Genomic DNA, 19,305 nt, shown 5'->3' on the forward strand with positions numbered 1-19,305 from the left:
GCAATCCCTACGCTCGGCCTCCTGAAGTCGCAATCTGTGTTGCCTGAACTATCGCGCGCTTAGAAGCAAAAGCGGTCGAGTGCTTTCAGTTAGTAAACGGATATATTTAAGGTCGCTGTTGCTGCGGACCTTGATTCAGCCCATGCAATCACACAGGCCCCCCCCGCCATCAGCCACCGATCCAGCCAGCCGCTTGAAACCCTTGGCCCCCTGCCCCATCTAAGCACCATAGTCATTCACGCAGGTGCCCCATGAGCGACCAGCAGGATCTCCCCGAACACCCCGACGACCACGCTGAAGTCGAACACACCACAGCCCAGCCTGGCACCAGCCACGCCCTGGCCCTGCCCGGCCAGCAACTGCCGGACAAGGTCTATGTGATCCCGATTCACAACCGCCCGTTCTTCCCCGCACAGGTACTGCCGGTCATCGTCAACGAAGAGCCCTGGGCCGAAACCCTGGACCTGGTGGCCAAGTCGCCTGACCACAGCCTGGCGTTGTTCTTCATGGACACCCCAGCTGAAGACCATCGCCACTTCGACACCAAGGCGCTGCCCGAGTACGGCACGTTGGTCAAGGTGCACCACGCTAGCCGCGAGAACGGCAAACTCCAGTTCGTGGCCCAGGGCCTCACCCGGGTACGCATCCGCACCTGGCTCAAGCACCATCGCCCACCTTATCTGGTGGAGGTGGAATACCCACGCCAGCCAGCCGACCCCACCGACGAGGTCAAGGCTTACGGCATGGCCCTGATCAATGCGATCAAGGAACTGCTGCCGCTCAACCCGCTTTACAGCGAGGAACTGAAGAACTACCTCAACCGCTTCAGCCCCAACGACCCTTCGCCGCTCACCGACTTCGCCGCCGCACTCACCTCGGCCACGGGCGGCCAGCTACAGGAAGTGCTTGACTGCGTGCCCATGCTCAAGCGCATGGAGAAGGTCCTGCCCATGCTGCGCAAGGAGGTGGAAGTCGCGCGCCTGCAAAACGAGATCTCCGCCGAGGTCAACCGACAGATCGGCGAGCACCAGCGCGAGTTCTTCCTCAAGGAACAGCTCAAGGTCATCCAGCAGGAGCTGGGCCTGACCAAGGACGACCGCAGCGCTGACCTGGAGCAGTTCGAACAGCGTCTCGAAGGCAAGACGTTGCCAGCCCAGGCTCGTAAGCGCATTGATGAAGAGATGGGCAAGCTGGCCATTCTGGAAACCGGCTCGCCTGAATATGCCGTCACCCGCAATTACCTGGACTGGGCTACTGCCCTGCCTTGGGGGGTGTATGGCGACGACAAGCTCGACCTCAAGCATGCCCGCAAGGTGCTCGATGCGCACCACGCCGGCCTGGGTGACATCAAGGAACGTATCCTCGAGTTCCTGGCCGTCGGTGCCTGGAAAGGCGAAATCAGCGGTTCGATCGTGCTGCTGGTGGGCCCGCCCGGGGTCGGCAAGACCAGCATCGGTAAGTCCATCGCCGAATCCCTGGGCCGACCGTTCTATCGCTTCAGTGTCGGCGGCATGCGTGACGAAGCAGAAATCAAGGGGCACCGGCGCACCTACATCGGCGCACAGCCCGGCAAGCTGGTGCAGGCGCTGAAAGACGTCGAAGTGATGAACCCGGTGATCATGCTCGACGAGATCGACAAGATGGGCCAGAGCTACCAGGGTGACCCAGCCTCGGCCCTGCTGGAAACCCTGGACCCGGAGCAGAACGTCGACTTCCTAGACCATTACCTGGACTTGCGCCTGGACCTGTCCAAGGTGTTGTTCGTGTGTACCGCCAACACCCTCGACTCTATCCCAGGGCCGCTGCTCGACCGTATGGAAGTGATCCGGCTTTCCGGCTACATCACCGAAGAAAAGCTGGCCATCGCCAAGCGTCACCTGTGGCCCAAACAGCTGCAAAAGGCCGGTGTGGCCAAGACCAGCCTGAGCATCAGTGATAGCGCCCTGCGCACGGTGATCGAAGGTTACGCACGAGAGGCCGGCGTGCGGCAGCTGGAAAAACAGCTGGGCAAGCTGGTACGCAAGGCCGTGGTCAAGCTGCTGGAGGACCCCACCGCCAAGCTCAAGATTGGCCCCAAGGGCCTGGAAGCTGCGCTGGGCATGCCCGTATTCCGCAGCGAGCAGGTTCTGGCAGGCAAAGGCGTGATCACCGGCCTTGCCTGGACCAGCATGGGTGGCGCCACCCTGCCGATCGAGGCGACACGCATCCACACCCTCAGCCGTGGGTTCAAGCTCACCGGCAAGCTGGGCGACGTCATGAAGGAGTCTGCCGAAATCGCCTACAGCTATGTCAGTTCCAACCTCAAGCAGTTTGGCGGTGATGCAGGCTTCTTCAACGAGGCATTCATCCACCTGCACGTGCCCGAAGGTGCAACGCCGAAGGATGGGCCGAGCGCCGGCATCACCATGGCCAGTGCCCTGCTGTCACTGGCCCGGGACCAGGCGCCGAAGAAGGGGGTTGCCATGACGGGCGAGCTGACACTGACCGGCCAGGTACTGCCCATTGGTGGCGTGCGGGAAAAAGTCATTGCGGCACGCCGGCAGAAGATTCACGAATTGATCCTGCCCGAGCCCAACCGTGGAGACTTCGAAGAGCTACCGGACTACCTGCGTGAAGGGCTGACAGTGCATTTTGCCAAGCGCTTTGCCGACGTGGCCAAGATACTGTTCTGACACCTTTAAAGGGCTGCTCGCGCAGCCCTTTTACCCACTCGACCGCTCAGTGGATGCAACAATCGGTTATTCTCAGGCCGTCGCCAGCCTCTGGAGCCGCTATGTCCAGCTATCGCCTACTTGCCCCTGTGGGGCTACTGCTTTTGTCTGCCTGCGCGCAGCACCCTACCCAGCCCGTCGAGCTCGATGCCGAGAGCGAATGCCCCGTGTACCTGAAGGTGGGCCAAGCCGTGAGCCTGTCCCTGCCCAGCAACCCGTCTACCGGCTACCGATGGCAGGTAGAGTCAGCTGCCCAACCGGCGCTCGAAAGCCTGGGCCCGGAGGTGTACAGCGCCCCACAAGAAGAAGACGTGGTGGGCAGCGCCGGCCTTTCGACCTGGCGCTTCCAGGCCAGCACCCCGGGCAAAGCCGTTTTACGGCTGGTGTACCAACGGCCTTGGGAAAAACAGGTGCCCCCCGTACAGACCTTCGACTGCAAGGTCGTGGTGCGCTGAGCGTTCAACTGCGGTCATAGGCCTGCTGTACTGCTTTGAGGTACTCGCAGAGATCGTGAAGCGTCAGCGTTGCAGCTTCCAACGCCATGCCCGCAGTGAGTTTTTCGGCCTGTGCCTGCCAGTGCACTTCAACCTTGCGCAGTTCACCCAGCCACGCCTGCTTAAAGGCTTCAAGGCCAGAAAGCTCGGTGACGGCTTGCAGTTCGGTCTTGGCGTCCTGCAATGCACGTTGCACCAACTGCAGGTCGTTTGAAGCCTCGTCGATCTTCACCTGCAAGCGTGCATGGGCGTTGCTCAGGTCGTTGAAGGTTCTGCCACCTTCCAACACATCAGCATACTTGGCCAGCTTTGCCGTTACCGACTTGAGCAACCCGGCATCGACCTTCGGGTCCTTGATCAGCCCCATCAGTTGGTCGATTTCTTCATCGCTGGGAATCAGGCCCTTAAAGGCGCTGGCGACCGAAGGCCGTTCGAAAACCTGGATAGCCTGCACGACAGCGGCGCGCTGTTCTCGCAGCGTAACCAGCCGCAAGTCGAACCCGGCCGCTTGCTCCTCCAGGCGCATGGCGCGTGATTGCAGGTGTGCCAGCGATTCAGGCAGCGCCGACAGCGAGTAAAGCTCCAGCCGCAGGTTGAAGCGAGCCAACGTCGCATGGTGCTGGTTGAGCCGGGTCAGCACGCTCCCCAGCCTGGAGGGCGCATCCCCGGTGCGCGTGGAGGGGGCAAAATGCCGGTCCTCCAGCAGGACGATACCGCCGATCAGGCATTCCTTGAACGAGCGCTCCACCAGCAACAGCAAGTTTCGCAACTCATCAAGTTGTTCCCGCACCCGCGTAAGTACATGGCCGTCCCACGTACTGATCAGCTCGAACATCTGATCCTGCACCTGTTGCATCTTCATGAAATCGGGCAAGGCGGTTTTCAGGTTGACCACATCCATGTTAGGCATCCTCATATTCGTCGATCAGTTCGTTGAATAGCTCGGACAGGGTATGGCAAATGTTGCCGATTTTAGTCCAGGGCTTGATAACTTCTGAAAAATCGTGAACAAACGACTCGAGCTGCGTAATGTTATCCAACGCCTTGGCTTCTTCTACGGAGTTCTTGGCGTAGGAGGCCAGGTATAACCAGACATCGGCCAGGCGCTTGGTGGCGGCGGACAGGTCCTTGCAGCGGAACTGGAGGTCCCTGACCAGCGTCGAGACCCGCTCGAAATCTTCCATCGCTGGCACCATTTTCCCAAGCCGGCCGGCCAGTTCGTCACGTTCCTCGATCAAGGCATTCTTGCGCTTGCGAATTTTTTCGGCCCTGTCGCCAAACACGCCACCGGTAATAATCAAGCCGATGGGGCCCAGTGCAATACCGGTGAAGGCGTAACCGACATTGGCATCGTATTCCGACTTCAACTGCTCGATCTGCTCATCCCATTGATCGAGCTGCTTGCGACGCTCGATAACGTCGGCGAGGGAGACATTGTCGTCGAAGTGCCTCAACAGCCTGACCATACGGGGCTTCAGCTCGCGCTTGATCTCGTTGTTGAACCAATTGGCCCGCCTGTCGACGTCATCAATCCGCCGCCCCGTATCTTCGATCTCCCGGACAATCTCATTGATACCCACTGCCAGAATAGCAGCGACCTGAGCCCGCTCGTCCTCGCTCAACGGACGGGTGTAGACATCCTCCCCCTGCTCAGCCCTACGCCGTTTGAGTGCGTTGAATACATCACTGCTTTCCAGGTTGCTCAACAGGGTGCCACCGCGGTTAACCAGGCTGTCGGCGAATGATTCGATCTCGGGGCCTAGCTGCTTGATGGTTCGCTCCAGGATGTCCCACTCATAGACATGACGGTGTAATGCTACATACAGGTCGTATACCTTGGTAGCATCAAGTCCAAGGGTGGCGTAGTCGAAATCATTTTCGATCTCTGCCTGCGTTCGGGGTAGCTGATGCACTTGATTGGCATACTGCTTAATAGCCTTGAGGTTCTCGGCGGTCAGCAATGTGCCTACCTGCTGACCGCCTTCTAAGCGGCTCTCAATAAAAGCGAAATACTGTGCGGGCAGTGTCTTGACCCTGGAAATATTGTCCATCTGCTCTATGGGTGAATCTTCCTGCATAGCGATACCCCGATCATTCAATGAAGTCCCTGATGGTTTATTCATCAGGGCCATGAGCGGGAAGTATCAAACTTTCATACCGGCATCACATTCATCTGGCTAACTTATCAGTGTGCGAAAGTGCGCTGCAGCGGGTGTGAATAGCGGTACCCAGAAACGTTGCCATGGCAAGAAACCTGCCCATTCGATAAAATACGCCCCCGTTTTACCGCGCATCGAGCCCGCCGTGAGCCAACAACCCGACCGCCTCTTCGCCCAGCCCCTGGACCAGGTGCCCGACTTCGTCTTCAACGAAGACGTGGTGCAGGTGTTCCCGGACATGATCAAGCGCTCGGTCCCCGGCTACCCGACCATCGTCGAGAACCTGGGCGTGCTGGCCGCACGCTTCGCCCAGCCCGGCAGTGCCCTGTATGACCTTGGCGCCTCGCTGGGGGCAGTCACCCAGGCGCTGCGCCGTCATGTGCGCAGCGACGGCTGCCGGGTAATCGCGGTGGACAATTCTGCCGCCATGGTCGAACGCTGCCGCCAGTACCTCACGGCCCAGGACTCGATGTTCCAGGAACTGTTGCCCGTGCAGGTGCTGGAAGCCGACATCCTCACGCTGCCGTTCGAGCCTGCATCGGTGGTGGCGCTGAACTTCACGCTGCAGTTCATCGCCCCGGAGCAACGTCTGGAGCTGCTAGCGCGTATCCGCCAGTCGCTGCTGCCCGGGGGCGCCCTGATCCTGTCCGAAAAGCTCTGTTTCGCCGATGCCGAGCAACAGCGCCTGCTCAACGACCTGCACCTGGACTTCAAACGTGCCAACGGCTACAGCGAACTGGAAATCGCCCAGAAACGCAGTGCCATTGAAAACGTGATGCGCCCGGACACACTGGATACCCACCGCGAGCGCCTGCTGGCGGCCGGTTTTTCCAACGTGGTGCCGTGGTTCCAATGCCTCAATTTTGCCTCGTTGATAGCCCTGCCATGATTGATCTCTCCCCCCTTGTCCGCCGCCTGGCGGGCACGCCCCTGGCTAGCTGGTCACAAGGCCTGCAAGCGCAACTGGATGCAAAACTGGAAAAAGGCCACGGTGACCTGGACCGCTGGCGGGGCGCACTCGACGCCCTGCCTGCCCTGCAGGCCAGCCAGGTCGACCTGGTCAATGGCCTGCGCCTGGATTGCGCCTGCGATGACGCCAGCCGTGTGCAGATGCGCCAGGCACTGATGGGGCTCTCACCCTGGCGCAAAGGGCCCTTCGACCTGTTCGGCGTGCAGGTGGACACTGAATGGCGCTCGGACTGGAAGTGGTCGCGGGTGGGCCCGCACTTGAACCTGAAGGGCAAGCGCGTGCTCGATGTGGGCTGCGGTAATGGTTATTACCAATGGCGTATGCTGGGCGCGGGGGCCGACCTGGTGGTGGGTGTCGACCCCAACTGGCTGTTCTTCTGCCAGTTCCAGGCCGTGCAGCGCTACCTGCCAGACCTGCCCGCCTGGCACCTGCCGTTCGCACTGGAAGACCTTCCGGCCAACTTGGAGGGGTTCGATACGGTCTTCTCCATGGGCGTGTTCTACCACCGCCGCTCGCCCATCGAGCACCTGCTTGCGCTCAAGGATTGCCTGGTCAAAGGGGGCGAACTGGTGCTGGAAACCTTGGTGATCGAAGGTGACGAACAGCAGGTGCTGGTGCCAGAAGACCGCTACGCACAGATGCGCAACGTGTGGTACTTGCCGTCGGTACCGGCGTTGGCGCGCTGGTTGCGGCGCGCCGGTTTCAGCGATGTGCGCTGCGTCGATGTCAGCGTCACGAGTGTAGAGGAACAGCGCAGCACGGAGTGGATGCGCTACCAGTCGCTCAGCGACTTCCTCGACCCTGACGATCATGGCAAGACCGTGGAAGGGCTGCCAGCGCCACGCCGGGCAACCCTGCTGGCGCGCAAGTGAATGGCCCGGCAGGCCGCAACTGATTATTAGCGTGATGCAGCAAGAATCAGCGCTTTCATTTCCGCAACCGCAGCCTTGAAACCAACGAACAGGGCATGGGCCACCAAGGCATGGCCAATGTTCAGTTCGTTGATACCCTTGATCGCAGCGATGGCTTCGACATTGTGGTAATGCAACCCGTGGCCGGCATTTACGATCAGGCCCTGGTCAATACCGAATGCGGCCCCCTGCACAATACGCTCAAGCTCCTGAGCCGCTTCAGTGGGCGTGTGGGCATCGGCATAACGACCGGTGTGCAACTCGATGGCGGGGGCGCCGACCCGGCGCGAAGCTTCAATCTGCCGCTCGTCAGCATCGATGAACAACGACACTTCTGCCCCTGTGCGGGCCAGGCGCTCGACCGCGGCCTTGATACGCGCTTCCTGCCCGGCCACGTCCAGGCCACCCTCGGTGGTGAGTTCCTGACGCGTCTCGGGCACCAGGCAGATGTGGGCGGGGCGGAGTTTTTCGGCGAACGCCATCATCTCTTCGGTAACGCCCATCTCGAAGTTCATGCGCGTCTGCAGCACGTCCTTGAGCAGCAGCACATCGCGCTCCTGAATGTGGCGGCGGTCTTCTCGCAGGTGCACGGTGATGCCATCGGCGCCTGCTTCCTCGGCATCCAGGGCTGCCTTGACCGGGTCAGGGTAGCGCGTGCCTCGGGCCTGACGCAGGGTTGCCACGTGGTCGATGTTGACGCCGAGAAGCATGCGGTTGCTGTGAGTCACGAAACGCTCTCCTAAGTTTGAGCGCTACAGCATACGTCGTGATCAGCGCTTGCGAAACAGTTCACGGCTAACCAGCGGCCTTGCCCCCAGGTGAACCGCCAGCGCCTGACGCATCAGGCGCTTGGCAGCCAGCAGTGCACCGGGTACATCCCAATCAGCCTCGGCCAACGCCAGTAATTCTGCACCGCCAAACAGGCCAGGATGTACCAGCTCCACCCGCTCCAAGCCCGCATCCACCCGCAGGCGGTAACGGCCCTCGGCAGTAATAGGCTGGTCATTGACGTCGTTTTGCAGCGAGAAGGCATAGCCCAGCTCATCCAACAGCCGCCACTCGAATGCCCGTAGCAGCGGTTCCAGCGCGCGCCCAGCCACCAGCGCCTGCAGGGTCTGGGCATAGTGGTCGAACAGTTCGGGGGCCGGCGCCTCGGCCGGTAGCAGGCGCATGAGCAGCTCGTTGAGGTACAAACCGCTGAATACCGCATCGCCATGCAGCCAGAGCGCCGTGCCGGCCCCTTCCAGCCGGCCGACGGTCTTGAGTTCACCCCGCCCGCGCAACTCGACCTCCAGGGGGACGAAGGGACGCACCAGGCTGCCACCCTTACCCCGTGCACGGCGCAGCACTGCACGTAGGCGACCTTGCGGGGTATAGAAGTCCACCAGCGCACTGGTTTCCTTGTAGGCCCGGCTATGCAGCACGTAGGCAGGCTGCCCGACTGGTTGATCCATGGTGGGTCACTTGCTCGAGGTTTCGAGCCCTAGGGAAGCGGCTAGGCCGTGGGGCAAGCCGCTATTGCAACAGCGTCAGAGGTCGCCGTAACCCAGCGAGCGCAAGGCACGTTCATCGTCAGACCAGCCGCCTTTCACCTTGACCCACAGGTTGAGCATGACCTTGGCGTCGAACAGCACTTCCATGTCCTTGCGTGCGTCGGAGCCGATGCGCTTGATACGCTCGCCCTTGTCGCCAATGATGATCTTCTTCTGGCCATCGCGCTCGACCAGGATCAGCGCATGGATGTGCAGTACGTGGCCCTGCTGCTTGAATTCCTCGATCTCGACCGTGATCTGATAGGGCAATTCTGCACCCAGCTGGCGCATGATTTTCTCGCGCACCAGTTCGGCGGCCAGGAACCGGCTGCTGCGGTCAGTGATCTGGTCTTCCGGGAAGAAATGCTCGTTTTCCGGCAGGTGCTTGGCGATCAACGCTTCCAGCGACTCGAGGTTATGCCCCTGCTGCGCAGAAATAGGCACGATCTCGGCATTCGGCAATTGCGTCTGCAGCCATTGCAGGTGCGGGATCAGCTCGGCCTTCTCGTCCATGCGGTCGGTCTTGTTGACCGCCAGGATGACCGGCCCGGTCACGTACTGCACGCGCTCGAGCACCAATTGGTCTTCGTCTGTCCAACGGGTACGGTCCACTACGAAGATCACCACATCGACATCCTTCAGGGCGGCCGAGGCGTTGCGGTTCATGTAGCGGTTCAAGGCTTTGTCGTTGGCCTTGTGCATGCCGGGGGTATCGACGTAGATGGCCTGCACGTCACCCTCGGTTTTGATGCCGAGCATGTTGTGGCGCGTGGTCTGCGGCTTGCGCGAGGTAATGGCCAGCTTCTGACCCAGGATGTGGTTGAGCAGCGTCGACTTGCCGACGTTCGGCCGGCCAACGATGGCGACGTAGCCGCAACGGGTCGGGGTGTTCTCAGTCATTGCCATTCTCCACGCCCAGGGCGATCAGTGCGGACGCGGCAGCGACTTGCTCGGCGATACGCCGGCTGACGCCCTGACCACGGCTCTTGTTGTTCAGCAGCACCACTTCGCACTCGACGAAGAAGGTACGGCAATGGGGTTCGCCCTGGATATCCACCACTTCATAACGCGGCAGCTCACAGCTGCGCGACTGCAGGAACTCTTGCAGGCGGGTTTTCGGGTCTTTGTTGGTGTCGACCAGCGTCAGGCCTTCGAATTCGTTGGCCAGCCACGCCAGCACACGCTCGCGGGCGGTTTCCATGTCGGCATCCAGGTAGATGGCGCCAATCAGGGCTTCCAAGGCATCGGCCAGGATCGATTCCCGGCGAAAGCCGCCGCTCTTGAGCTCACCGGAGCCCAGGCGCAGGTATTCGCCCAAGTCAAAACCACGAGCCAGGCGGGCCAGGGTTTCACCCTTGACCAACCGTGCCCGCAGGCGCGACAGCTGGCCCTCGCGGGCCTGCGGGAAGCGCTCGTACAGAGCCTCGCCCGCAACAAAATTAAGAATGGCGTCGCCTAGAAACTCCAGGCGCTCATTGTTGCGCCCGGCGTAGCTGCGGTGGGTCAAGGCCAGGAGCATCTGGTCCTGGTCCTTGAAGGTGTAACCGAGCTTTCGCTCAAGATGGGCAAGGGAAGCACTCATGCGACCACCCGATCGTTGTTAAACGCGTTGTTCAAATCAACATCCTGAAAGACTGTTTGGCTGTGGCGGCCGCGACGTGCGGCGAATCTCCCATCCCTGAGACACAGCCTATGTCAGAAATGCATTCGGCGCTGTCTGCTGGACAGCGCCGAAGGGTATCAATGGATCAGGCCGACCCGCGAAAGGTTGGGCAGGTGGCTGAGTTTCGGCTCAGGCCAGCTCATCCAGACGGCAAATGCCTTGCCGACAATGTTGCGGTCCGGAACCATGCCGTGCAGTTCTTTGGGAATATTCGGGTCATCCCAGTAGCGGCTGTCGTTGGAGTTGTCGCGGTTGTCGCCCATCATGAAGTAATGGCCTGCTGGCACGGTCCATTGCTGGTCCGGTGGCATGCGATAACGGCTCATCTCCTTGCGGATCAGGTGCTCGGCAGCACCGAGTTTTTCCTTGTACAGCTCTGCGCTACCCAAGGTGCCCGGCTCGGTGCCCACCAGTTGCTCGGCAATGGGCTGGCCATTGACGAACAGACGCTTGTCATTGGTGTAACGGATCTGGTCACCTGGCAGGCCAACCACACGCTTGATGTAGTTGACATTCGGATCGCTCGGGTAGCGGAACACCATCACATCGCCCCGCTGAGGGTCACCGATTTCGATCACCTTCTTGTCAATCACCGGCAGGCGAATGCCGTAGGAGAACTTGTTCACCAAGATGAAGTCGCCCACTTCCAAGGTCGGCTTCATCGACCCCGAAGGGATCTGGAACGGCTCAACCAGAAACGAGCGCAGCACCAGCACGATGAACAACACCGGGAAGAACGACTTGCCGTACTCGACCAGCAACGGCTCCTTGTTCAGGCGCTCGACCACCGCTACTTCCGGCTGGCTTACGCTGCCCTGATAGTTAGCGATGGCTGCACGACGCCGCGGCGCCAGGAACAGCAAGTCGATCAAGCCAAGCAGACCGCATACGAACACGGCGATGACGAGCAACAGCGGGAAATTTAGCGACATAGGACCTAGCTATCCAACCTGAGCACGGCGAGGAAGGCTTCTTGTGGAATCTCCACGTTGCCCACCTGTTTCATGCGTTTCTTACCGGCCTTCTGCTTCTCCAGCAGCTTTTTCTTACGGCTAACGTCGCCACCGTAACATTTGGCCAGTACGTTCTTTCTGAGTGCCTTGACAGTGGTCCGGGCAATGATCTGGCCGCCAATGGCTGCCTGGATCGCCACATCGAACATCTGCCGAGGAATCAGCTCCTTCATCTTCTCGGTCAGCGCACGGCCTTTGTAGGCTGCGTTGTCGCGGTGCACGATCAATGCCAGGGCGTCGACTTTGTCACCGTTGATCAACACATCCAGCTTGACCAGGTTGGCCGACTGATAGCGATCAAAATGATAATCCAGCGAAGCATAGCCGCGGCTGGTGGATTTGAGGCGGTCGAAGAAGTCCAGCACCACCTCGTTCATCGGCATATCGTAGCGCACCTGCACCTGGCTACCGAGGAACTGCATGTCACGCTGCACGCCGCGCTTTTCGATGCACAGCGTGATCACGTTACCCAGGTGTTCCTGAGGCACCAGAATAGTCGCGGTGACGATCGGTTCACGGAAGTCTGTGACAGCGGAAACGTCCGGAAGCTTCGACGGGTTGTCGACGATAATGGTTTCACCGGTTTTCAGTTCCAGCTCGTAAATCACGCTGGGCGCCGTGGTGATCAGGTCCAGGTCGTACTCACGCTCCAGGCGCTCCTGAATGATCTCCATGTGCAGCATGCCCAGGAAGCCGCAGCGGAAACCGAAGCCCAGTGCATCGGAGCTTTCCGGCATGTACTGCAGCGACGAGTCGTTCAGCGTGAGCTTCTGCAGCGCGTCGCGGAAGTCTTCGAAGTCATCCGAGCTGACCGGGAACAGGCCGGCGTAGACCTGCGGTTGAATTTTCTTGAAGCCTGGCAGCACCTGCACTTCAGGCGTGGTGGACAGCGTCAGGGTGTCGCCCACTGGCGCACCATGAATGTCCTTGATGCTGGCGATGATGAAGCCTACCTCGCCCGCCTTCAGGTCGGCGGTCTGGGTGTGTTTCGGGGTGAACACACCGACGCTGTCGACCAGGTGCAGCTTGCCGGTGGACTTGACCAGGATCTTGTCGCCTTTCTTGACGCGGCCGTGGCGCACACGCACCAGCGAGACTACGCCCAGGTAGTTGTCGAACCAGGAATCGATGATGAGCGCCTGCAACGGCGCGTCGATGTCGCCCTCGGGTGCCGGGATGGTATGCACCAGGCGCTCGAGCACTTCGTCCACGCCCATGCCGCTCTTGGCACTGCAGGCCACGGCGTCGGTAGCATCGATGCCGATGATCTTCTCGATCTCGTCCTTCACCCGGTCCGGGTCGGCCTGGGGCAGGTCCATCTTGTTCAGCACCGGCATGACCTCAAGGCCCTGCTCGATTGCTGTGTAGCAGTTGGCTACGGACTGTGCCTCGACACCCTGGCCCGCGTCGACCACCAGCAAGGCACCTTCACAGGCTGCCAGCGAACGCGAAACCTCGTAGGTGAAGTCGACGTGGCCGGGGGTGTCGATGAAGTTGAGCTGGTAGACCTTACCGTCCTGGGCCTTGTAGTTGAGCGTAACGCTGTGGGCCTTGATGGTGATGCCGCGCTCGCGCTCCAGGTCCATGGAATCGAGGACCTGGGCTTCCATTTCGCGCGCCGTCAGGCCACCGCACATCTGAATGAAACGGTCGGCCAGCGTCGACTTGCCATGGTCGATGTGGGCGATGATGGAGAAATTGCGGATATGACTCAAATCACTCACAGGTCAACACTCGAAAAGGCTGCGAGCCGGACGCCCGCCGAAAAATAGCCGGCAATTGTACCTTAAGCAGCTGGCAGATGGGAGATTCCTCTGCCCAACCGTCGGCAGCATCCGCCAGCCCAATTGTGAACATTCATGAAAAAGGGCAGCCATCGCTGCCCTTCATCGCCTGTCAAAACGCCTTATTCAGCGAGCTTGAAGGTAATGAAGCTGGCGCGACCCTGCCGCAGTACCCGCATGGACACCGAACGGTTTTTCGGCAGTTCCTTGGCGATCTGCGTGAACTCCTTGGCCGAACCGATGGCCTGGTTGTTCAGGTGGCTGATGACATCACCGGGACGCAGGCCAATCGTGGCTGCCGGGCCATCCTGCACTTCCTTGATGACCACGCCGCCCTTGAGCTCCAGGGACTTCTTCTGCTCGGCGGTCAAGTCCGCCACGGCAACACCCAGGCGGTTGCTGCTGCGTTCCACGCTGGTGTCGCTGCCAGGGGCGATATCGGCATCGTCATCCGGCAGTGCACCCACGCTGATATCCAGGGTCTGGCGTTTGCCATTGCGGATGATGTCCAGTTTTGCCTTTTCGCCGTCCTTCAGGCCACCGACCAGGTGCGGCAGGTCGGCAGACATGACAATCGGCTGACCATTCATGCTGAGGATCACATCACCTACCTGCAGGCCACCCTTGGCTGCCGGGCCGTTTTCGAGTACCTGGGCCACCAGGGCACCGGCGGGTTTTTCCAGGCCGAACGACTCGGCCAGGTCCTTATTGACCTCTTGGATAACCACACCCAGCCAGCCACGGCTGACCTTGCCGTCTTTTTTCAGCTGGTTGGACACGTCGATGGCCACGTCGATCGGGATGGCGAACGACAGCCCCATGAAACCACCGGAACGGGTGAAGATCTGCGAGTTGATACCCACTACCTCGCCTTTCATGTTGAACAGCGGGCCACCCGAGTTACCCGGGTTGATGGCCACATCGGTCTGGATGAACGGCACATAGGTGTCATTTGGCAAGGTCCGGCCTTTGGCGCTGACGATGCCTTTGGTGACCGAGTGATCGAAGCCGAACGGCGAACCGATGGCCAGCACCCACTCACCGACCTTCAGCTTTTCGGAATCCCCCAGCTTGACGGTCGGCAGGTTCTTGCCCTCGACCTTGAGCAGGGCTACGTCGGTACGCGGGTCGGTACCCACCAGCTTGGCCTGCAGTTCACTGCGGTCAGACAGGCGCACAATGATTTCGTCAGCATCGGCCACCACGTGGTTGTTGGTCAGCACATAGCCGTCGCTGGAAATGATGAAGCCCGAACCGAGCGACTGCGCCTCGCGCTGGCGATCGCCACGCGGGGAGCGCGGCTGCTGGGGCATGTTGCGCTCGAAGAACTCGCGGAACATCGGCGGCAGGCCTTCGAGGTCAGGCATCTGCCCAGCGGCAATGCGGCGGTCCGGAAGCTTCTGCTTGGTACTGATGTTGACCACAGCCGGCGAAGCCTGCTCGACCAGCGTGGTGAAGTCCGGCAGGGCTTCCTCGGCCTGGGCGGTCAGCACCTGGCCGAGCATCAGCACAGCAGCGAACAGCGATAGATAGGATTTCAAGCGTGGTATTGACATACGGCTCCCGTCACAACGAGCGGTAGTTTAGAAAGGCCCCTGCACGACGCAGCAAAAGGTCAGGCTCCCAGAAGCCTGACCTATAGAAAATTTGCCGACAGATTGCAAATGACAATGCGTTAATTTCGTTTCAAAAGCCTGCACAGCGTGTGTGCAGTGCCCGCCGTCATTGACTGGCCTGGGCATCCTGCGGCCGCATCGACAATGCCACGCGCTCTGCTGTACCCAGGGGTATCTCCCCTACCACAGTTACCATCACCTTGCCCTTGGGCGTGTTGAGGCGACGCGACACAGCTGAAGTCGGGCCCAGCTGGGTACGAACATCGGCACCGCCTTCGTCCTTCACAGGCTCAAGGAACACCGAGAACCTGGCCAGGCCGTCGTCATACATCAGGGTACTCACCGTGCTGCCCTTCCCTGGCTCGCGACGGACGGCGCTGTTGATCAGCTCGAAGCCAGGCGGCAGCCAGTCTGAGCGCCAGCCAGACACAGGGCTGCGCGCTGGCGCGGCGGCCGCAACCGGCTTGCACGAAGCGCTGGGGTGCAGATCGTTATCAGAAGGCACCTTGGGCTCAAGGCGGGTCATCTGGAAGCGCTCCAGCAGCTGGCCTTTCTCGTTGAGCATCAGCGAGCGAAGCGGCAACCCGGTCTGGCGATCCAGATTCAGTTCGAAACCGTAGCGGTGCTGGTCGCGTGGCGTGAGGGTGATAACTACAGCATCACGCCCAGCCACCCGAGACTTGCCCGACATGGCCAGGTCGTACCAGCCCATCAGTTTCAGAGGGTCCAGCACACGCGGGGCAGTGTCGGGCGGCGCCGTCACATCACTGGCAAGGCCGCCACCTACACACCGTACCTTGCCGTCGACGCGCACAATTTCCTGGGCGGTGCCGTCGAGCTGCAGCAGCCGCTCGCTGACGTTGCCGCCTTGGACCTTGTGCCAGATATCGTGGGAAGAGAAGCTACCGTTGCGTTCGTAGACGAATGAGCCCTGATAGCTCTGGGTTTGCTCGGCTTGTGCCAGCTTGGTAAGCCACTCGTTCGCCTCGGGCGACGAGTTGGCTGCCAACGCTGGCACCGCCATGCAGCTGCCGACCAGCAGCGACAGAAGGGGTAGCGCGCGCATGGTCCTCCCTACTTAACGATTTTCCAGGCTGGCTGCGCGAGCATAAGGCAAAGCGGTTTCAGTCCCTTTCAGCGCGGACTCCTGAGCGTGCTGGCGCAGGTAGCCCGGCAGGCGCTGGTCCCAGCCAGCCTGGTTCTGCAACACACCGTTGGCCATCGGGCCGGTAGCCTGCTCGCTGCTTTCGCTATAGCCAGCCAGCACTGCCGGGCCCTGAGCCTGCGGAACAGTTACACCCTGCTGGGCAGGTTGCTGGGCGGCCAGCTCGGCACCGGTGATGTCGTCCTGGTTGTACATGCGCACACCTGCCAGCACAGCAAGGGTGACGGAGGCTGCAACAGCCAGGCGGCCGACAGTACGCCATGGGCCTTGCTTGACCTTGACCGGCACGGCCTCATCAGCCAGTGCTGCGGACACGGCCGAGGCGATGTCCAGGTTAGGCAGCAACAATTCCTTGTGCATGGCTGCGCGGGCAACCTGGTAGCGCGACCAGGTGGCACGGGTTTCGGCCTCGTCGACGGCGTTCAACACCCGACGCAGTTCCAGTTCATCCGCTTCGTTATCCATCACCGCGGACAGCGATTCCTGCAAAGCTTCACGACTCATGGCGGTTCCTCTCTTGGCTGTAGCCGCTGTCTCAGGTTTCCTGCAACAAAGGCTGCAGGGCTTTATCTATGGCCTCCCGAGCGCGGAAAATCCGAGAGCGCACGGTACCCACCGGACATTGCATGACACTGGCAATGTCTTCATAACTCAGTCCGTCGAACTCACGCAGGGTCAATGCCGTACGCAGGTCCTCCGGGAGCTGCTGGATGGTCCGATGGACGGTGCCTTCGATTTCATCCCGCAACAACGAGCGCTCTGGAGACTCAAGATCCTTGAGGCCATGATCGCCATCGTAAAACTCCGCGTCCTCGGAGCTCACATCACTGTCTGGTGGCCGCCTACCGCGTGACACCAGGTAATTTTTCGCCGTGTTGATGGCGATACGGTACAGCCACGTATAGAACGCACTGTCACCGCGAAAGTTGCCAAGCGCACGGTACGCCTTGATAAAGGCTTCCTGTGCAACATCCTGGGCTTCGTGGGTGTCGTGGACAAACCGCACGATCAACCCGAGAATCTTGTGCTGATACTTCAGCACCAACAGATCGAAAGCTCGCCTGTCACCACGCTGCACACGCTCGACAAGCTGCTGATCCTCTTCCTGGGTTAGCATGAACACTCCTCGGTAAACTCGAAGGAGCGCTGCAATGGCCATCGCTCAGGCTTGCAACCATAGACTCGGGCTTTGCGCAAAAGTTCTCCCCTCCAAGCAAGTTTCCTGCAGCCCTTGATCGGCGTGCACGGAAGACGTAGCACGGAACTGACCGGCAACGTCGATAATCAGGTTACGAATACGCAGGTGTGAGCCCGTTGGGAGCTACCGCCCTGCGTCGCCGCGGCAAATTGTTGGCGTGCAGGCAGCCTTCATAGGATTTCCGGCGACGCCGGAAAGTTCCCACGAAGGTTGCCGCTACCTGGCAAGTGGCATGGAAATTGGCTACCTGAGGCTGCTATAAAGGCAACCCGGCCAGGTTCACGATAGTTTCACAATGCCATCGGCGCGTGACTATTGTGCCGCGCCCTTCCAGAAGATTACTAGTGTCCCGACATGAGCCAACAATTCCAACATGATGTCCTGGTGATCGGCAGCGGCGCTGCGGGTCTCAGCCTGGCACTGAACCTGCCCGGCAACCTGCGCGTTGCCGTGCTCAGCAAGGGCGACCTGGCCAATGGCTCGACCTTCTGGGCCCAGGGCGGTGTAGCAGCGGTACTGGACGACACCGACACCGTACAGTCCCACGTCGAAGATACGCTCAATGCCGGCGGTGGCCTGTGCAATGAAGCGGCCGTGCGTTTTACCGTCGAGCACAGCCGTGAAGCCATCGAATGGCTGATCGAACAGGGCGTGCCGTTCACCCGGGACGAGCACCACGGCGTCGACGACGGTGGCTTCGAGTTCCACCTTACCCGTGAGGGCGGCCACAGCCACCGGCGGATCATCCACGCCGCAGACGCCACGGGTGCAGCCATCTTCACCACCCTGCTCGCTCAAGCCAGGCAGCGCCCCAACATCGAGCTGCTGGAGCAGCGCGTAGCGGTAGACCTGATCACAGAGCGGCGTCTGGGCCTTGCCGGCGAGCGTTGCCTGGGGGCCTATGTACTGGATCGCAACACGGGCCAGGTCGACACCTACGGCGCCCGGTTCACGGTGCTTGCGACAGGCGGTGCAGCCAAGGTTTACCTCTACACCAGCAACCCGGACGGCGCCTGCGGCGATGGCATCGCCATGGCCTGGCGTGCAGGTTGCCGGGTGGCGAACCTGGAGTTCAACCAGTTCCACCCCACGTGCCTCTATCACCCGCAGGCCAAGAGTTTTCTGATAACCGAGGCGCTGCGTGGAGAAGGCGCCCTGCTGCGCCTGCCCAACGGCGAGCGCTTCATGCCGCGGTTCGACCCGCGTGAAGAACTGGCGCCGCGGGACATCGTGGCCAGGGCAATCGACCACGAAATGAAGCGCCTTGGGGTGGACTGCGTGTACCTGGACATCACGCACAAGCCTGCGGAATTCATCAGGAGCCATTTCCCGACGGTATACGAGCGCTGCCTGGGCTTTGGTATCGACATCACGCGTCAACCCATCCCGGTGGTGCCGGCGGCACATTACACCTGTGGCGGGGTGATGGTGGATGAGCGTGGCCATACGGATGTGCCGGGGCTTTATGCCATTGGCGAAACGAGCTTTACCGGGCTGCACGGCGCCAACCGCATGGCCAGCAATTCGCTGCTGGAATGCTTCGTCTACGGCCGCGCGGCGGCAGCGGACATTCAGGCGCACCTGGAAGCGGTGCCCATGCCGGTGGCATTACCGGGGTGGGACGCGAGCCAGGTGACGGATTCGGACGAGGACGTGATCATTGCGCATAACTGGGACGAGTTACGGCGGTTCATGTGGGACTACGTGGGGATCGTACGGACCAGCAAACGGTTGCAGCGGGCCCAGCATCGGGTAAGGCTGCTGCTGGATGAGATTGACGAGTTCTACAGTAATTACCGGGTGAGCAGGGATTTGATAGAACTGCGGAACTTGGCGCAGGTGGCGGAGCTGATGATTTTATCGGCGATGCGGCGGAAGGAGAGTCGGGGGTTGCATTATACGTTGGATTATCCTGGAGTGCTGGGGGAGGCCAAGGATACTGTGCTGAGTCCCGGGGAAGTTTGAATCAGATTAGTTGCGTCTCAAGCGGAATAACATTCTTTAGCGCAGGTGGCGCTTAGTCACCTTTCCGCCCTTACGGCGGGTTACTTTGGTCGCGGCCAAAGTAACCAAAGCCGCCCCGCTCCCG

General features: G+C 60.7%; 17 protein-coding genes. 5 read left to right on the forward strand and 12 right to left on the reverse strand.

Translation table 11 applies throughout. The features are described from left to right. Positions 1 to 251 precede the first annotated feature (251 nt). Positions 252 to 2,672 carry an endopeptidase La gene (gene lon / locus IAE38_RS22095; RefSeq protein WP_201219271.1) on the forward strand — a complete coding sequence of 807 codons (2,421 nt, stop codon included), beginning with the start codon at positions 252 to 254 and terminating at the stop codon, positions 2,670 to 2,672. Positions 2,673 to 2,773: 101 nt separating this feature from the next. Beyond that, positions 2,774 to 3,166 carry a protease inhibitor I42 family protein gene (locus IAE38_RS22100; RefSeq protein ID WP_201219273.1) on the forward strand — a complete coding sequence of 131 codons (393 nt, stop codon included), beginning with the start codon at positions 2,774 to 2,776 and terminating at the stop codon, positions 3,164 to 3,166. Positions 3,167 to 3,170: 4 nt separating this feature from the next. Here the strand turns inward: IAE38_RS22100 and IAE38_RS22105 are convergent, their stop codons facing one another. Further along, positions 3,171 to 4,106, reverse strand: coding sequence for an alpha-xenorhabdolysin family binary toxin subunit B (locus IAE38_RS22105; RefSeq protein ID WP_201219281.1), 936 nt, complete (start codon positions 4,104 to 4,106; stop codon positions 3,171 to 3,173). A 1-nt stretch (position 4,107) separates the two neighbouring features. Next, positions 4,108 to 5,337, reverse strand: a complete 1,230-nt coding sequence (locus IAE38_RS22110; protein WP_201219288.1) for an alpha-xenorhabdolysin family binary toxin subunit A — start codon at positions 5,335 to 5,337, stop codon at positions 4,108 to 4,110. Positions 5,338 to 5,509: 172 nt separating this feature from the next. Here IAE38_RS22110 and cmoA point away from each other — a divergent pair, with 172 nt between their 5' ends. Both cmoA and cmoB read left to right on the forward strand, forming a co-directional pair. Continuing rightward, complete coding sequence (cmoA, locus tag IAE38_RS22115; RefSeq protein WP_201219290.1) at positions 5,510 to 6,253, forward strand: carboxy-S-adenosyl-L-methionine synthase CmoA; 744 nt, start codon at positions 5,510 to 5,512, stop codon at positions 6,251 to 6,253. After that, on the forward strand, positions 6,250 to 7,206 hold the full coding sequence (gene cmoB / locus IAE38_RS22120; RefSeq protein ID WP_201165415.1) for a tRNA 5-methoxyuridine(34)/uridine 5-oxyacetic acid(34) synthase CmoB: 957 nt from the start codon (positions 6,250 to 6,252) through the stop codon (positions 7,204 to 7,206). Before cmoA ends, cmoB begins: the two co-directional genes overlap by 4 nt. Positions 7,207 to 7,232: 26 nt before the next feature. Here cmoB and pdxJ read toward each other — a convergent pair whose 3' ends face one another. From pdxJ to rpoE, 10 genes are all read right to left on the reverse strand, one after another. Continuing rightward, positions 7,233 to 7,955 (reverse strand): pyridoxine 5'-phosphate synthase, encoded by a 723-nt coding sequence (pdxJ, locus tag IAE38_RS22125; protein ID WP_236404322.1) that lies wholly within the window; start codon positions 7,953 to 7,955, stop codon positions 7,233 to 7,235. A 60-nt stretch (positions 7,956 to 8,015) separates the two neighbouring features. Further along, positions 8,016 to 8,699 (reverse strand): DNA repair protein RecO, encoded by a 684-nt coding sequence (gene recO, locus IAE38_RS22130; protein WP_201219294.1) that lies wholly within the window; start codon positions 8,697 to 8,699, stop codon positions 8,016 to 8,018. Between the two features lie 75 nt (positions 8,700 to 8,774). Further along, positions 8,775 to 9,677 (reverse strand): GTPase Era, encoded by a 903-nt coding sequence (gene era / locus IAE38_RS22135; RefSeq protein ID WP_028633675.1) that lies wholly within the window; start codon positions 9,675 to 9,677, stop codon positions 8,775 to 8,777. Beyond that, the gene (gene rnc / locus IAE38_RS22140) at positions 9,670 to 10,359 is read right to left on the reverse strand and encodes a ribonuclease III (protein ID WP_028633676.1); all 690 of its coding nucleotides are present in this window, start codon (positions 10,357 to 10,359) and stop codon (positions 9,670 to 9,672) included. The genes era and rnc overlap by 8 nt, the downstream gene beginning before the upstream one ends. A gap of 158 nt (positions 10,360 to 10,517) precedes the next feature. After that, complete coding sequence (gene lepB, locus IAE38_RS22145) at positions 10,518 to 11,372, reverse strand: signal peptidase I (RefSeq protein ID WP_060483079.1); 855 nt, start codon at positions 11,370 to 11,372, stop codon at positions 10,518 to 10,520. A 5-nt stretch (positions 11,373 to 11,377) separates the two neighbouring features. Beyond that, positions 11,378 to 13,177: a translation elongation factor 4 gene (gene lepA / locus IAE38_RS22150; protein WP_201165419.1), complete on the reverse strand. Its 1,800-nt coding sequence runs from the start codon at positions 13,175 to 13,177 to the stop codon at positions 11,378 to 11,380. Positions 13,178 to 13,359: 182 nt separating this feature from the next. After that, the gene (locus IAE38_RS22155; RefSeq protein WP_442968323.1) at positions 13,360 to 14,742 is read right to left on the reverse strand and encodes a DegQ family serine endoprotease; all 1,383 of its coding nucleotides are present in this window, start codon (positions 14,740 to 14,742) and stop codon (positions 13,360 to 13,362) included. Positions 14,743 to 14,959: 217 nt separating this feature from the next. Then, complete coding sequence (locus tag IAE38_RS22160; RefSeq protein ID WP_201219299.1) at positions 14,960 to 15,919, reverse strand: MucB/RseB C-terminal domain-containing protein; 960 nt, start codon at positions 15,917 to 15,919, stop codon at positions 14,960 to 14,962. A 12-nt stretch (positions 15,920 to 15,931) separates the two neighbouring features. Then, positions 15,932 to 16,522, reverse strand: coding sequence for a sigma-E factor negative regulatory protein (locus IAE38_RS22165; protein ID WP_201165430.1), 591 nt, complete (start codon positions 16,520 to 16,522; stop codon positions 15,932 to 15,934). Positions 16,523 to 16,553: 31 nt separating this feature from the next. Beyond that, positions 16,554 to 17,135, reverse strand: coding sequence for an RNA polymerase sigma factor RpoE (rpoE, locus tag IAE38_RS22170; protein WP_003252049.1), 582 nt, complete (start codon positions 17,133 to 17,135; stop codon positions 16,554 to 16,556). Positions 17,136 to 17,570: 435 nt separating this feature from the next. Here rpoE and nadB point away from each other — a divergent pair, with 435 nt between their 5' ends. After that, positions 17,571 to 19,181 (forward strand): L-aspartate oxidase, encoded by a 1,611-nt coding sequence (gene nadB / locus IAE38_RS22175; RefSeq protein WP_201219301.1) that lies wholly within the window; start codon positions 17,571 to 17,573, stop codon positions 19,179 to 19,181. Positions 19,182 to 19,305: the final 124 nt, after the last annotated feature.

This window comes from Pseudomonas sp. S32 (genome assembly GCF_016648095.1).
GTDB classification, from domain to species: domain Bacteria; phylum Pseudomonadota; class Gammaproteobacteria; order Pseudomonadales; family Pseudomonadaceae; genus Aquipseudomonas; species Aquipseudomonas parafulva.

Excerpts from the sequence above, each read along its gene's own strand:
- nadB (WP_201219301.1), top strand. The coding sequence starts at position 17,571 with ATGAGCCAACAATTCCAACATGATGTCCTGGTGATCGGCAGCGGCGCT.
- IAE38_RS22165 (WP_201165430.1), bottom strand. The coding sequence starts at position 16,522 with ATGAGTCGTGAAGCTTTGCAGGAATCGCTGTCCGCGGTGATGGATAAC.
- IAE38_RS22155 (WP_442968323.1), bottom strand. The coding sequence starts at position 14,742 with ATGCTCGGCCAGGTGCTGACCGCCCAGGCCGAGGAAGCCCTGCCGGAC.
- cmoB (WP_201165415.1), top strand. The coding sequence starts at position 6,250 with ATGATTGATCTCTCCCCCCTTGTCCGCCGCCTGGCGGGCACGCCCCTG.
- IAE38_RS22160 (WP_201219299.1), bottom strand. The coding sequence starts at position 15,919 with ATGCGCGCGCTACCCCTTCTGTCGCTGCTGGTCGGCAGCTGCATGGCG.
- IAE38_RS22105 (WP_201219281.1), bottom strand. The coding sequence starts at position 4,106 with ATGGATGTGGTCAACCTGAAAACCGCCTTGCCCGATTTCATGAAGATG.
- era (WP_028633675.1), bottom strand. The coding sequence starts at position 9,677 with ATGACTGAGAACACCCCGACCCGTTGCGGCTACGTCGCCATCGTTGGC.
- IAE38_RS22100 (WP_201219273.1), top strand. The coding sequence starts at position 2,774 with ATGTCCAGCTATCGCCTACTTGCCCCTGTGGGGCTACTGCTTTTGTCT.
- lepB (WP_060483079.1), bottom strand. The coding sequence starts at position 11,372 with ATGTCGCTAAATTTCCCGCTGTTGCTCGTCATCGCCGTGTTCGTATGC.
- lon (WP_201219271.1), top strand. The coding sequence starts at position 252 with ATGAGCGACCAGCAGGATCTCCCCGAACACCCCGACGACCACGCTGAA.
- rpoE (WP_003252049.1), bottom strand. The coding sequence starts at position 17,135 with ATGCTAACCCAGGAAGAGGATCAGCAGCTTGTCGAGCGTGTGCAGCGT.
- rnc (WP_028633676.1), bottom strand. The coding sequence starts at position 10,359 with ATGAGTGCTTCCCTTGCCCATCTTGAGCGAAAGCTCGGTTACACCTTC.
- pdxJ (WP_236404322.1), bottom strand. The coding sequence starts at position 7,955 with ATGCTTCTCGGCGTCAACATCGACCACGTGGCAACCCTGCGTCAGGCC.
- IAE38_RS22110 (WP_201219288.1), bottom strand. The coding sequence starts at position 5,337 with ATGGCCCTGATGAATAAACCATCAGGGACTTCATTGAATGATCGGGGT.
- recO (WP_201219294.1), bottom strand. The coding sequence starts at position 8,699 with ATGGATCAACCAGTCGGGCAGCCTGCCTACGTGCTGCATAGCCGGGCC.